The following is a 13,590-nucleotide window of genomic DNA, read 5'->3' as shown; positions in this document are numbered from 1 at the left end:
CTGAAATCCGGTCATGCTCTGGCGAGACGAATGATCTCGTCGAGCACGAATTTGCGCGATTGCGGCGGCGTCAGATTGTGGTCGGCATCCGGCAGCATCAGCAGGCGCACGTTCGGATAGCGGGAAAGCCTGGCGCCGCGCGGCCCGAAGTGGAAGTAGACATGGTCGAGCCCGACATCGCCCTCGCTGTAGATCAGCGTCAGCGGCACCTTGCGCTTGCCGAACAGCGCGAAGGAGTGCCGGACCTCGCGGGCGATATGGCGCCGGTCGGGAAGCAGCTCGAGCACCGGCGCGATCCACGGCGACAGCCGGCGGCCGGCGGCGATGACGATGTTCTGCAACGCCGAGACGACATCCACCTGGCCGCGCAGCAGCCGCTTCAGCGTGTCGAGCCGCGCCAGGCGCTGGCTGTAATCATCGAGGCTGCGGGGAACGGAGACGACATGCTCCCTGCGCACCGGCATGTCAGGATCCCAGTAATAGACGAACGGATTGATCGACACGACAGCCTTCAAGCGCTCGTCGGCAACGCCGGCGCGGAAGGCGACATAGCCGCCGCTGCATCGGCCGGCGACCATGACGGGGCCGGCGACGACGCTTTCGAGCAGGTCGAGCGCGGCGACCGCGTCCCCGGTCTGGGTATCCGAATAAAGCACCTGTTCCGGCGCATCCGGCCGCGGCGGGCTGTCGCCGACATTGGCGGAATCAAAGCGCAGCGAAACGACGCCTTGGCGGGCGAGCTCGCGCGCCATGTCTACCGTCGTCCGTCCCCAGCCGGCATGCCGGTCATAGGCTGTCGACAGGAAGAGCACGGCGTTACCCTTGATCTCGCCGAGCGGCCGGCTGACGACGCCGACGAGATGATTGTGGCTTCCGAAACGGACCGGCGTTTCCGCAAAATCATCGCCGGCAAGCAGCGGGTTGTCGATCGCCGCCGGCGAATGGGCGGCGGATGTCTGCGTCGTCGTTGTCTCCAGCCATGTCGTCAGCAGCGCGACGACAGCCATCGGCGTCTTGGCAAACAGCGGATTGGTGGCGAGCTCGTCATAGCCTTCGAAGGCCGTCTGCTCGACATCGGCGCCAAGCGCCTTCAGCGCATCGGCAAAGCCGGTATCGTCGGCCTTGGCAGGGCGTTCGAGGATCAGATAGCGGGAGGTCGCGAGCCCCTGCGGCGAGGCGATGTTGAGCTTGCCGAGCTCGGCAGCGATTTCCTCGGGCATGACGAGCCCGGCGATCTGCACCTTGGTGGTCTGGACATGCTCCTTGCCGAGGCCGAGATCGGCATCGATGATCTTGGACCACATGTTGAGTTCGCGCAGATAGGCCCGGCCGCTCAGTACCGGCGCCAGCATGACGAGGCTGTCGACGCCTTCGATCGAGGAACCGACGCGATGGGCAAGCGTCGCGCCGAGGCCCTGTGCGATGAGGATGATACGGTCGCAGCCGCTCAGCGACTTCAACTTGTCGGCGGCCGCGCGGATCGAATCTTCCCAGGTTTCCAGCCTCGCCGGCAGTGCGTCGAAATTAAGCGCATCGCCCGTGCCACGATAGTCGAAGCGCAGGCTCGGCACGCCGATATCCGAGAAGTGCTCGGCCGCGACGCGGAAGAATTTGCGGCTGCACATCTCCTCGAAGCCCCAGGGGCTGACGAAAAGCACGGCGGCCGAACGTTTCTTGGCGAGAGGATTTTCAGGCATGAACAGCCCGATCGTGCCGTCGAAGACCACAGGCAGGGCGGCGCTGCGTCCCGCGCCCTCGGCCGGTTCCAGCGAGAATTCGCCGGGCGCGACCTTGGCGCGATCGGGATCGCCGGGAAGCCGTGGCGCGATGAAATTGATCGCCTGGCCGACCGGTCGCCGCAGCAGGGATGGCATCTTCTCGAGAATGGAGCGCATGACTTCGACATCCTCGCCTGGCACGGCGCGCAGCACCCGGAGTGCTGCAAAATAGGCGAATGCGCCGGCGATGATCGCGCCGACCAATCCGGCCGGACCATGGACGAATTCCAGCACGGAAATCGCTCCGCAAGCACACAGCACGGAGGCGAGCGTCACCTTCGTCAAGCTTGCGTAGAGACCCGAAAGCTGGGATCCGAATCCTGTCTGTCTGATCATCATCACCGACATCGCTACGAATACGAGGATGCGCACGAGTGCGGCACCCTCGGCCGCAAGCCTAGGTACGATCAGTAAACAACCCGCTACCATCAGTAGGCCACCTATCACACTGATGTTCAGGCGGGAGCGGGCCCTGTCCATCGACAGCAGGTAGAGGCTGAGAATCTGCATGAAGGTATAGGCGGGAGCAACAAGCGCAAGCAGCGCCACCACCGTCCCGCTGCGGCGGAACGCTTCGCCGAACACCACGAGCACCAGTTCGCTAGAGATCGCGGCAAGCCCGAGGCTCATCGGCAGCACGATATAGGCCATGCTGCGGGTAACGGCGGTAAAGACCTCGACCGGCAATGTCGAATCGTCGCTGCTGTGCCGTCGCTCGGAATAATAGGGCAGCAGGCTGCCAGTCATCTGGATCGGCAGTTGCAGCGCGATATTGGCGATCGACAGGCCGACGGCATAATAGCCGACCATCTCCACCGACCAGAACTGCTGCAGGAAGAGCAGCTCGAGCCGGTTGAGGAAAATGGAATCGATGATGAACTGGATCGACAGGATGACGGAGGAGGAGGCGAGATATTTCAGCGAGACCCCGCACCAGTCGCGCCGCGCCAGAAGGATCGGCAGCGTGGCGAAAAACAGCACCAGCTGGCCGAGCGCATAGCCGACGAGTACGCCTTCGACGCCGTAGAAAACGGCGCCGACGGCAACGCCGGCAAGCTGCACGATCGAGACGGCGACCGTCAGCTTAAAGAAGGCGCCCAGCTTCTTTTCGCCGATCAGGTAGAATTTGACGAAGGAACCGATCGCTTGGACGAAGAACAGCACGCCCGTGACCAGAGCGACGGATGGCGCCGTGTCGGCCCAGTGCATCTTTTCGGAGGTCAGGAAGAACAGCGCGTAGAGCGCCAGCAGCACGACGGTCGAGAACATCATGAAGCTGACGAGGATGGCGGCAAAACCTCGCCGGCGGCGCGCGTCGAAGCCTTCCGCCGAAAGTTGCGGCAACGTCTTCAAGAGCGTGATGCTGGAGCCGAGCTCGGCGATCGAGGCGCCGGTCACCACCAGCCAGAGCGAAAAGGCGACGATGCCGTTGGCTTCCGGCCCGAGCAACCGTGCGGTTATGATCGATGAAACAAAGCCCGTCAGAAGCAGCAGCATGCCTGCCGCCCCGTTCATCACCGAGTTTGCGATAATTCCCTTCGACATCTGTCCATCCGTCAGGATCGGCCTACCGCCGCATACCTGCCATCTCTAATGCGAAAATGTTAAAATAAAGCGGAGTGACGACGTCACCTTAGGCGGTCTGCATCGCCTCCAGCGCCTTGAGCGCCTTGTCATAGCTGTTCTCGGCGAGGTAGCGCAGCAGGAACTCCCGCGCCTTCTCGGCCTTCTCGCGCGCTCGCTCAGGCGCGAGGAAGATATCCTTCAGATGCCCGGCTGCTGCCTCGGGTGAGGGATCGGCCCAGACCGCGCCTTCGAGCCCGGCAAATTCGGGATGGGTATCGACCACCGGAATGAGGGGAGAGGCAACCAGCCAACTATTGTCGGGATCGCAGAAATCCACCGTGCCCGACCAGGCCGTGGAAACGACCGGCGTACGCTGCATGATCGCCTCGGCTACCGTCAGCCCGAAACCCTCGGAACGATGCAGCGAAAGATAGGCGTCGGAACAGCGGATCAGGCCGTTGATCTCGGAGTCCGACAGCCTGTCGGTGACGATCCTGATCCGGCTGTCGCCAGCGACCGAGCCGATCAGCTCTCGCAGGCCTTCATCCTTGTCGATATTGCCGCTGGCCTTCATCAACAGGAAGGCGCTGGGGCAATCGGCGGCAAATATCCTGAAGGCCTCGATGACGGCCTGCGGATTCTTCCGGTTGATCGAGGAGCCGGCGCTGAAGATGAAGCTGACGAGAAAGGCGTCTTCCTCGATGCCGAATTTCTGGCGCATGCCTTCCGTCGCCGGCTTCTCGGTGACGGGATGCGGAACGACGATGACCGGCGCAGCAGTGAGGGGCGCAATCGCCCGCCTGGTGAATTCCGACGGCACGAAGACGGCATTCATGTAATGCATCGCATTGCGCCACTCGGCCGGCACGACTTCGAGCTCCCAGGCGAAATAACCGATGTTGAAGGCGCGGGTGAAATTGGCAACGCCTTTCTTCAGGATGGCGCGCGGCAGCATCGGCGGATTGAGATGCCAGATCCGGCTCCCCGCAGGTTCGGTGGAGAGATGCGACGGCATCCATCCGGCGAAGGAATACTCGTCAGGATGCGTGCTGACGTCGGAGAGCGAAATCGCCCGCCCAGCTTCCGACAATGCGCCGGCGCAGAGCCTTGCCGATTCGCCGACGCCGACCGCCATCGAGAGATAGCCGACGATTTCCACCGGCCTGCGCGGATTGAAGGCAAGACGCGACCGCGGGATCAGCCGCTGCAGGACATGGGCGCGCAGAAAGCGGTATATCGTTCTCAAATCACGGTCTTTCCCAATGGATCGGCACCATCCTTCGCAGCGGCGTCAGCCCTCGATTGCGACGCGATGCGAACTGCCTAGACTTCTGATTTCGCCCGCAGGCGGAATATCGCTTTCCACGCCGGACAGCGCGTGGAGCTTCACGCGCCGCATCGCGCCGGGGGCAAGGTGGAACCAGTCGTCGTCGGCACGATAGCCTTCGACGTCGATATGCACAGATTGCGCCAGCCGGTCGGTCCTGAGGTCAACGAACCAGTCGTCGCCGTCTCTGGAAAATGATGCTTCGATACGTGCATCATGCAACGCCTTCCCCCGTCCGCACGGGAAGTGGAAGCTCTCGGCGAGAATGGCGCCGTCCGCCAGCGAGCGCAGGCGCGCCACAGTTGCATCATGCGCCGGCGGCCCGAAACGAAAGGCATAGGTCGTATCGAAGAAGGCGCCGAACAGCGCGGTGCAGGCAAGGCGCTCCGTGTCTCTTGCCGCCAGCTTGAAGGCCCTGCTGCCGCTGACGACCTGCTGTTTTCCGCCGCGCAGGCAGACGACCTCGAGCTCGACATCGAGTGCTGCATCCGTCTCGTTGACGACATGCACGTCGAGACCATTCGTTCCCTCGTCGGTGAAGACCACTTGCACCGGCCGGAATGCACGGCGCATCGCATACCAGACAGGCTTCGGCTCTCCGGTGGAATCGATCACTCCCCAGCCGGGGCCGGGCAACAGGTCCTGCAGCGTCCAGACGAGCGCGCCGTTGCAGGCGGAGCCCTTGCGCCGCCATTCGCCAAAAGTCTCCTCGATCACCTCGCCGGTAACGGCGCGGGAGAGATCGAGATAGCGTTCCGGATCTTCGCGGCGCAGCTCAGCCGGATCGAAACCGTAGAGAAGCTGCAGGTAGAAATCGCGAACATCCTCGAAATCCCACGATGCGCTGCGGTCGCGGGGCACGCGGGCCTTCCACAGCGGACTGTGGACGGCGGGCACATCGAGATGACGCTGCAGCGTCCTTTGCTGCGGCACATGCGCGAAGGCGAGGCTTTCGGAGGCAAAACGCACATCGGCGCGGCGCGCATCGGCAATTGGCCGCATATAGGCGCCGACGCCGTAATAATGGGCAATACCGGCATTCGGCGAAAAGGGCATCGCTCCGCCATAGGGCGAGTTCGGCACATAGGGCACATCGGGGCGCATTCGGGCGACGACCGCCGGGATGATTTCATCGGTGACCGGCCCGCTCCAGAATTCCGCCGGCAGGCCGAGCATTGCCGCCTGCTGGTGGACTTCGCTGCCGCCGCAGAGCGCGGCCAACGAAGGCGACGCCTGCACGCCGTGGAGGAATTCCTCGACCTCCGCATGCACGTGACCAAGAAAAGCCTTGTCGTTGCGTGGATAATCAAAATTGGCGAACATGAAGTCCTGCCAGACGAGCAGACCGAGCTCGTCGCAGAGTGCGAAGAAATCAGGCGTTTCGTAGGCCATGGTGCCGCCGATGCGGATCATGTTCATGCCGGCTGCAGCGGCAAGCCGCAGGAGCGGCTCATAATCCGCCCGCCCGCCCGGCAATCGCACGATATCGGCCGTCGTCCACACGGCACCACGGCAGAAGATGCGTTCGCCGTTGACGAGAAGCGCGAAGTCGTCGCCATCGGCACCACGGTCGACGTCGATACGTCGAAAGCCGGTCCTGCCGAGCGGATATTCCACCCCGTCCGAAACCAGTGTCAGCGCGTAGAGACGCGGAGCACCATGCGTATGCGGCCACCAGGCCTCGATGTCGGAAAGCTTGAGGATAGCCGAGTAATGACTGTCGCCGACCTTTTCGAAGGGCTGCTCCATCCCGCCGCAGCGCAGCAGCATCGCCGGATCCTCGGCATTGCTATGCAGGGACACGCTGAGACGGCCGACGCCACTCTCCTCCAATACGGCGCGGATGGAGACATTGTCGATCGAGACGGGATGACGCCGCACCATCGAAATCGGCCGCCATGGGCCGACGGCATGGATATCGGGGCACCAGCCCGGCATATGGCCGAGCAGCGTCGTGCGGAAATTCTTCAAGCCCGCCGGCGTGATCATCTGCGGCCGCCAGCGCGCGCGCGGGCCTGGCTCCGACAGGCGGGGCCCAAGCGCCCGGAAGCACAGCGCCAGTTCGTCGCCGCCCGAAAGCGTCACCGGAATCTCGTGCGCCGTGAACATGCTCTCGGAAAACAGGATTTCCTGGCCGTTCAGGAAGACATGGCAGAGCGTTGCCAGCCCTGCGAAACGCAGGATCGCGTCGCCGGGCTCGGCATCGAAAAGCCGGCAGAGATACCAGGCATCCCGCGTGTTCAGCGGCTCGGGATTTTCCCGGTCGAAGAGCCCGGCTTTTTCGAGCGCGGCGGCGACGGTGCCGGGAACGGGTGCTGGAATGAATTGTGCGGAGAGCGGGATGTCGTGCGGCACGGCGCAGGCGCCCGGCTCCGTCAGGATCAGGTTCCAGCCTTCGGAAAGTAGACTTTCCTCGGCACCGATGCTCGCCAAACGCCCCCGCATGGTCAGATCTCCGGCCTCAGATTCGCCCCGCAAGCGACGCCATCATGGAATCCCATGCATCGGCGGCCGGATCAAGTGCTGCCTGCAACGGCTCGAACTTCCTGCGGGTGACGGCGCGGGCAAGCTGGAACTGCACCGATTTCGCCACCTCCGAAATACGCCCGGCATGCTCGGCGGCAGCCGCGAATTCACCAGGGGAAAGCCAGGCGAGGTAATCGGCCGCCAGCTCGAAATTGGCGCCCACCTGGCGAAGCGTGTTGAAGGCGTATTTATGGAAGAAGCCGAACGGCCGTTCCGCCACCGCTTCGACCTGTTGCGGAAAGACGCTGGCAAAGGCGCGGATCGGGTTTTCGCGGGGACGCCGGGCAAAATGAAAACCGGCAAGTCGCCGCGCGGTCGCGCGCAGATGCGCGTCGTCTGCCGGCCTTTCCGGGAATCGTGCAAATTCCGTATAGGGCAGAAACGGCGCGTCGTTTTCCGTCAGATGCAGCTGAAACAGCCCGTCGAAATCCTCGCCTTCGAGACGGAAATAACCGGCATTGTGGAAATAATCGACGCGCTTGGCCGCAACATCCAGCCGGTTGATCGCAACCGTCGTCTTGCCGTGCTCCTGCCGGTAGGCGGTGCCGCGCGTATCCGGCATGTAGAAAGAATCCATTTCGATCAGGCAAAGGCGGGCACGCGCGATCTGAACCTCGACATGGCGTTCGACACGGTCGTAGATGGCAAGCTCAGTCGCACGAATGCCATAGAGCGCTTCGAGATCCTCGAGCGGCACCTTGAAGAAGGTGAACTGGTCGCCCTCGAAATCCTGCGTCAGGGTAAAACCCAGCATCGCCTCTGGCGCAACGCCTGATGTCGCCAGAACCTCGATCCAGAGATCGACATAACAATTGGTTTCCGGCCAGGCGCGCTCGCCGGAATGCAGCGCATGCGCCCGGTAGGTTTCCGGGTCGATTCCCGAAAATACCCCCGAAAATAACGACGTCATCGATTTGCTCAGCCCCACAGCGCTTTCCGTACGCTGGCCGGCCATTGCTTCACATCGAGCCCGTGATGATGGAAGAGGGCAAGGGCGATGCGCTCCAGTCCGAAGCCGACGCAGGCGGTGTGCGCGACACTGCCGTCTTCGAGATTGAGACCCCATTTCGTGCCGAAGGCATCCTGATGGTAGTTGAAGCTCATGCAGGCGGTCGGGTTGGCAGCCGAGGTGATCGGGATCAGAAGCTCGAACTTCAGGTTCTGGTCGCGCTGATTATTGGCGAGCATCTTGCCGGCGCGGCCGAAGAACGGATCATTGGCAACGTCGATCGTCACCTCGAGGCCGACGGCCTTCATCATCTCGACGCCGCGATCCATCCAGCGCTGGCGGAAGTCGGTAACGTGCAGCTCTGTGCCCATGCAGACATATTCGCGCATGCGGAACAGCTGCTGGCGGGCAGGATCTTTCGACGGCTCATGGCGGAAGCAATAGGATTGCAGGTCGAAGAGGCCGCCGGTCTTCGGCAGGTTGCCGCGCTTGGCGATCGTCGGATAAAGCGGATAGCAGGCAGCCGGCGTCAGCACGATGTCGGTCGCCTCCTGCCCCTTGGTCCAGTCTTCGCCGACTTCCATGCATTGCAGCAGGCTGACATGATCGAGCTCGCTGCCGCAGAAGCTGTGCACCGTGCCGGCGAGCTGCGGAAAGCTCTTCATGTAGCCGCTCTTCTCGAAGAAGGCGCGGTTCATGCCGGGCGGAAAGCGCATGGCTTCGGCACCATCGGCGCCGCCGAACGTGTCGATCAGGCGCTCGAAGGCAGCGATCACGTCTTCGAACTGGCCGCTGCGGCCGTAGAGCCCGTCGATGCCGGTATCGATCAGCAGACCGGATTCGAAAAGCCGGTCCAGAAACGAGGTCTGCATATCCATGACTGTCACCCCAGTAGGCTAGTGTCCTGCTTATGGACAAGAAGCATGCTCGACGTGTTGCCGAGGATGCGGTCATTCGAAATCATGAGCTGTGCGGAATGCGCGTCGCGCAGATGGCGTCCGAGGCTGAAGGGCGTGCCGTTCTTGTAGCCCATGATGCCGCAGATCAGCATGGCATGGTTGACGATTTCCAGGATCATCTCGGACGAGGCGATCTTGACGTTGTTCATCGCCACCGCAAATCCCATCGAAGACAGCCTGTCGGCATCGGCCTTGGCATCCTCATAGGCCTTGAGGCCGGCAACCACGTTGGATTTCACCATCTGCAGCAGGTTCGAAACCTCGGCGAGGCGTAGCGCGCCCGGCGGCTGGGCATCCGGCGCCTTGCGGGCGGCAGCACGCACGAAAGCCTGGGCGCGCACAACGGCGTCGACGGCGATGCCGTACCAGACGCCGCTCCACAAGAGGTGCGAGGAGGCAAGCATGGACTGCGCCGCGATCTCCGCGAAAGGCTTCGGCAGGATCTGGCAAGCCGGCGCTTCGCCCTTGAACAGGAAGCCGTCGGAGCAAGTGCCGCGCATGCCGAGCGTATTCCAGACATGCGTTTTCTCGAGCGTGTACTGGTCCTTGAGGAAGGCCGTCAGCACCTGATCGGAGGAAGCCGCCTGCGCGTGGGCACGCGAGGTGATAAGGATGGCGTCGGCGTGCGAGCCATAGGAAATGACAGTCGCATCCTTTTCGAGGCGGCACGTGTCGCCATCGACCTCGACCGCGCAGATGCTGTTGCGCAGATTTCCGCCGATACCGCCTTCGGTGGTGGCGGATGCGATCAGCAGCTGTTCGGCGGCGATGCGGCGCATGAAGCTGCGATGCCATTCGCTGTCGGCGCCGTGTTCAACGAGGCTCGACAGCTTGATATGGTGCATGGCGAAGACCATGGCGCTCGCGGCGCAGGCCTGGCCGAGCATCGAGCACAATTCGGCGATCTCGGTGATCGAGGCGGATTCGCCGCCGAAATGGCGCGGCACCTGGATGCCGAGCAGCCTTTCGGCCTTCATCGCGTCCACGGCTTCCCTGGGGAAACGGGCTTCGGCGTCGACGGCATCGGCGTGTTTCGCCGCGATTTCAGCAACGCGGGCCACCCTTGCAACAAGACCGTCCTGCATGATCTTGACGGGGAAATTCATCAGGCGACCTTCCGGCTGTCCCGGATGAGATCGACGGTCCTGGCGATGGCCGAGATGCTCGCGAAGGATTTGCGGTTGAGGAGATTGTCGGGAAATTCGATGTCGAAGGCCTCTTCGATGCCAAGCATCAACTGCACAGAAGCAAAGGACGTCAAACCTGCCGCATAAAGATCGGCGTCGTCGGCGACCTGGTCGATCGACCCAGGAAGCTTGCCGAATTTGGCTACGAGGTCGCGGATTGCCTTATTCATCCCATCACTCCAAGATTCTCATGATCCCGAACCGGCGTTCATCGCCTTGTCATGAGCGTTCTTTTAGTGCGGAAAACAGAACATTCCGCTAATTTATTGAGTTAAATATGACTGAGGCTCATAGTTACGATTTTAGCGATCATTCCCGGATTGTCGTAAACAACCACATTATATCAATGACTTAAGATAATTTCGATACTGCGACACAGTCTGGTTTCTGGCGTGGAGAGTACAGAAATGACACGCAAACGCCGCGTTTGTCTCAATCGGCCGGCGGATAGGAATGCTCGCCGCCACGATAATCGGTGACGGAATAACATCCGTCGCCTGTCGCCCGCATCGCGCTTCCACTGATGACGGCCTTGCCGTGACCGCCGGGGATATCGAGGATGTAGGCCGGCTGGCAGAGACCGGAAATCCGCCCGCGCAGCGCCTCGACGATCTCCTGCCCCTCCTCGATCGTCACTCTGAAATGACTGGTGCCGGGCGCCAGATCCGGATGATGCAGATAATAGGGTTTGACGCGGATTTCGACGAAGGCCTTCATCAGCTTCGCCAGCACGTCGGGATCGTCATTGACACCCTTAAGCAGCACCGACTGGCTGACCATGGCGATGCCGGCATCAACGAGACGGGCGCAAGCGGCCCGCGCTTCCGGCGTCAGTTCGCGGACATGGTTGGCATGCAGCGCGACATAGACCGTCTTGCCGCTCGCCTTCAGCGCGCCAATCAGCGCCGCATCGATCTTCTCGGGGTCGACGACCGGAACACGCGTGTGGAACCTGATGATCTTCACATGCGCGATCCCGGCAAGCGCCTCCATGATCTCGCCGAGCCGGCGCGGAGAAAGCACCAGCGGATCGCCGCCGGTGAGGATGACCTCCCAGATCTCCTCGTGACCGCGGATATAATCGAAAGCTGCCCGCATCGCCGCCGCATCGAGCGTGCCGAGGCCCTGCGGCCCCACCATTTCGCGCCGGAAGCAGAAGCGGCAATAGACCGGGCAGACATGCACGGCCTTGAGCAAGACACGATCGGGATAGCGGTGAACGATGCCTTCGACGGGGCTGTGGGCATGATCGCCGATCGGATCGGCGCGTTCTTCCGGGGCGATCGTGAGTTCGGCCGCATCGGGCACGAATTGCCGAGCGATCGGATCATCGGGGTCGGCTCGATCGATGAGCTTGCTGATCGCAGGCGTCAGCGCAACCGCGTAACGCGCCGCCACCTCCTCGAGCGCTACGCGATCGGCAGGCGCGACCAGCCCTGCTTTCACAAGATCGTCGACGCTCTTGATCGGTTTGACGACATTCATCGTCCGTACTCCGCCACCGGCGCCCAAAGCACCTGGTCGATGTGTGATGCTCCCGTCGCCAGCATCACCAGCCGGTCGAAGCCGAGCGCGATACCGCTTGCCTCGGGCATCAGCGATAGCGCGGCGAGGAAATCCTCGTCGATAGGATAGGTCTCGCCGTAGACCCGCGCCTTCTCGGCCATCTCGATCTCGAACCGTCGCCGCTGTTCGGCAGCATTGGTGAGTTCGCCGAAGCCGTTCGCAAGCTCGACGCCGCAGGCATAGAGCTCGAAACGCTCGGCAACCCTCGCGTCGCGTGCCGAGGGACGGGCAAGGGCCGCCTCCGAGACCGGATATTCGTCGAGAATGGTGATGCGGCCGAAACCGAGATGCGGCTCGATCTTTTCGACCAGCACCCGGCTGAAGAGATCGGCCCAGCCGTCGTCATCGGCAACACGCATGCCGACGCGCTTCGTCTCGGCCGCCAGATGGTCGCGGTCAGTCGAACCGTCGGCGGCGACCGAGGCGAGAAGATCGATGCCGGCATGACGCTCGAACGCTTCGGCAACGCTGATCCGCTCCGGCCCGGCGAAGGGATCGCTCTCGCCGCCGCGATAGGCAAGCTTCCCGGTCTTCACCGTTTCCGCCGCCAGCGCCAGGATCCGCACGCAATCCATCATCAGACTCTCGTAGCTTTCGCCGGCCCGATACCATTCGAGCATGGTGAACTCAGGATGATGCAGCGGCCCGCGCTCGCGGTTGCGATAGACATGGGCGAAACACGAGATGCGCTCCTCGCCCGCCGTAAGCAGCTTCTTGCAGGCAAATTCCGGCGAGGTGTGCAGGTAGAACGGCGCCTTTTGCCCATCCGTCGTCAGTGCTTCCGTCGCGAAGGCATGCAGATGCGCCTCATTGCCGGGAGAGACCTGCAGCACCGCCGTATCCACCTCGATGAAATCCTCGCGCGCGAAAAACCCGCGCAACGCCGCCTGGATCGCATTGCGTCCGATCAGGAACGGACGGCGGTCGGCATGCACGGACGGGGTCCACCAGGGGGACGCTTTCGCCGAAGAGTTCATTCCAAGCTTTCTTGGCCGGAGAAGCCGGTATTGGGGGGTGGCTATTTCCCGGATTTTAGGTTAGTTGCGCCCCAAAGAAAAACATTTGCGTCTTCGGGGCGTCTCGACAGTCATCTACGACGCCGAAAGCCGAGTTACAAGGAAGTCTTATGGTCAAGGTCATCGCCTCTTCGGTCCGCAAGGGCAACGTTCTCGATGTCGACGGCAAGCTCTACGTCGTTCTCACCGCCCAGAACTTTCATCCGGGCAAGGGCACGCCGGTCACCCAGGTCGACATGCGCCGCATCGTCGACGGCGTGAAGGTTTCCGAGCGTTGGCGCACCACCGAACAGGTCGAGCGCGCCTTCGTCGAAGACGTCTCCTTCCAGTTTCTCTATGAAGACGGCGAAGGCTTCCACTTCATGAACCCGGCGAGCTACGATCAGGTCGTCGTCGATGTCGCCACAATGGGTGACGACAAGGCTTATCTGCAGGAAGGCATGTCCTGCATCCTCTCGATGCATGAAGGTATTGCGCTGGCGCTCCAACTGCCGCGCCACGTCACGCTCGAAATCATGGAGACGGAACCGGTCGTCAAGGGCCAGACGGCATCGTCCTCCTACAAGCCGGCGATTTTGTCGAACGGCGTGCGCGCCATGGTGCCGCCGCACATCAATGCCGGCACCCGCGTCGTCATCGCCACGGAAGACAATTCCTACGTCGAACGCGCCAAGGACTGATCCTGGTTTCAGCCTATCGAAGAGGCCGGCTCGCGC

At 62.4% G+C, this 13,590-nt stretch carries 10 protein-coding genes; 1 reads left to right on the top strand and 9 read right to left on the bottom strand.

Annotation, left to right across the window (positions count from 1 at the left end; translation table 11 throughout):
• Positions 1 to 11 precede the first annotated feature (11 nt).
• The 9 genes from ACM5SV_RS07415 to epmA form a co-directional block, all read right to left on the bottom strand.
• Entirely contained in the window at positions 12 to 3,323 is a 3,312-nt protein-coding gene (locus ACM5SV_RS07415; protein WP_222014636.1) for an oligosaccharide flippase family protein, read from the bottom strand.
• An 88-nt stretch (positions 3,324 to 3,411) separates the two neighbouring features.
• Positions 3,412 to 4,590 (bottom strand): glycosyltransferase family 4 protein, encoded by a 1,179-nt coding sequence (locus ACM5SV_RS07410; RefSeq protein ID WP_222014639.1) that lies wholly within the window; start codon positions 4,588 to 4,590, stop codon positions 3,412 to 3,414.
• Between the two features lie 45 nt (positions 4,591 to 4,635).
• Complete coding sequence (locus ACM5SV_RS07405) at positions 4,636 to 7,116, bottom strand: glycoside hydrolase family 2 protein (protein WP_222014641.1); 2,481 nt, start codon at positions 7,114 to 7,116, stop codon at positions 4,636 to 4,638.
• 16 nt (positions 7,117 to 7,132) lie between these two features.
• Positions 7,133 to 8,125 carry a DUF1839 family protein gene (locus ACM5SV_RS07400; RefSeq protein ID WP_017995482.1) on the bottom strand — a complete coding sequence of 331 codons (993 nt, stop codon included), beginning with the start codon at positions 8,123 to 8,125 and terminating at the stop codon, positions 7,133 to 7,135.
• Positions 8,116 to 9,024, bottom strand: a complete 909-nt coding sequence (locus tag ACM5SV_RS07395; RefSeq protein ID WP_012759415.1) for an amino acid--[acyl-carrier-protein] ligase — start codon at positions 9,022 to 9,024, stop codon at positions 8,116 to 8,118. The genes ACM5SV_RS07400 and ACM5SV_RS07395 overlap by 10 nt, the downstream gene beginning before the upstream one ends.
• A gap of 5 nt (positions 9,025 to 9,029) precedes the next feature.
• Positions 9,030 to 10,211 (bottom strand): acyl-CoA dehydrogenase family protein, encoded by a 1,182-nt coding sequence (locus ACM5SV_RS07390; protein WP_012759416.1) that lies wholly within the window; start codon positions 10,209 to 10,211, stop codon positions 9,030 to 9,032.
• Complete coding sequence (locus ACM5SV_RS07385) at positions 10,211 to 10,462, bottom strand: acyl carrier protein (protein ID WP_012759417.1); 252 nt, start codon at positions 10,460 to 10,462, stop codon at positions 10,211 to 10,213. The genes ACM5SV_RS07390 and ACM5SV_RS07385 overlap by 1 nt, the downstream gene beginning before the upstream one ends.
• Before the next feature lie 262 nt (positions 10,463 to 10,724).
• Complete coding sequence (locus ACM5SV_RS07380; RefSeq protein WP_012759418.1) at positions 10,725 to 11,777, bottom strand: lysine-2,3-aminomutase-like protein; 1,053 nt, start codon at positions 11,775 to 11,777, stop codon at positions 10,725 to 10,727.
• Entirely contained in the window at positions 11,774 to 12,835 is a 1,062-nt protein-coding gene (gene epmA, locus ACM5SV_RS07375) for an EF-P lysine aminoacylase EpmA (RefSeq protein WP_113546729.1), read from the bottom strand. The genes ACM5SV_RS07380 and epmA overlap by 4 nt, the downstream gene beginning before the upstream one ends.
• A gap of 149 nt (positions 12,836 to 12,984) precedes the next feature.
• Here epmA and efp point away from each other — a divergent pair, with 149 nt between their 5' ends.
• Complete coding sequence (gene efp, locus ACM5SV_RS07370; protein WP_012759420.1) at positions 12,985 to 13,554, top strand: elongation factor P; 570 nt, start codon at positions 12,985 to 12,987, stop codon at positions 13,552 to 13,554.
• The last annotated feature ends 36 nt before the right edge of the window (positions 13,555 to 13,590 follow it).

Origin of the sequence: Rhizobium sp. CRRU65, assembly GCF_048551595.1 — a bacterium.
Lineage (GTDB): Bacteria > Pseudomonadota > Alphaproteobacteria > Rhizobiales > Rhizobiaceae > Rhizobium > Rhizobium leguminosarum_J.
This window is presented reverse-complemented; position numbering and strand designations above follow the sequence as displayed.

Excerpts from the sequence above, each read along its gene's own strand:
- ACM5SV_RS07415 (WP_222014636.1), bottom strand. The coding sequence starts at position 3,323 with ATGTCGAAGGGAATTATCGCAAACTCGGTGATGAACGGGGCGGCAGGC.
- ACM5SV_RS07405 (WP_222014641.1), bottom strand. The coding sequence starts at position 7,116 with ATGCGGGGGCGTTTGGCGAGCATCGGTGCCGAGGAAAGTCTACTTTCC.
- ACM5SV_RS07395 (WP_012759415.1), bottom strand. The coding sequence starts at position 9,024 with ATGGATATGCAGACCTCGTTTCTGGACCGGCTTTTCGAATCCGGTCTG.
- ACM5SV_RS07390 (WP_012759416.1), bottom strand. The coding sequence starts at position 10,211 with ATGAATTTCCCCGTCAAGATCATGCAGGACGGTCTTGTTGCAAGGGTG.
- ACM5SV_RS07385 (WP_012759417.1), bottom strand. The coding sequence starts at position 10,462 with ATGAATAAGGCAATCCGCGACCTCGTAGCCAAATTCGGCAAGCTTCCT.
- ACM5SV_RS07380 (WP_012759418.1), bottom strand. The coding sequence starts at position 11,777 with ATGAATGTCGTCAAACCGATCAAGAGCGTCGACGATCTTGTGAAAGCA.
- epmA (WP_113546729.1), bottom strand. The coding sequence starts at position 12,835 with ATGAACTCTTCGGCGAAAGCGTCCCCCTGGTGGACCCCGTCCGTGCAT.
- efp (WP_012759420.1), top strand. The coding sequence starts at position 12,985 with ATGGTCAAGGTCATCGCCTCTTCGGTCCGCAAGGGCAACGTTCTCGAT.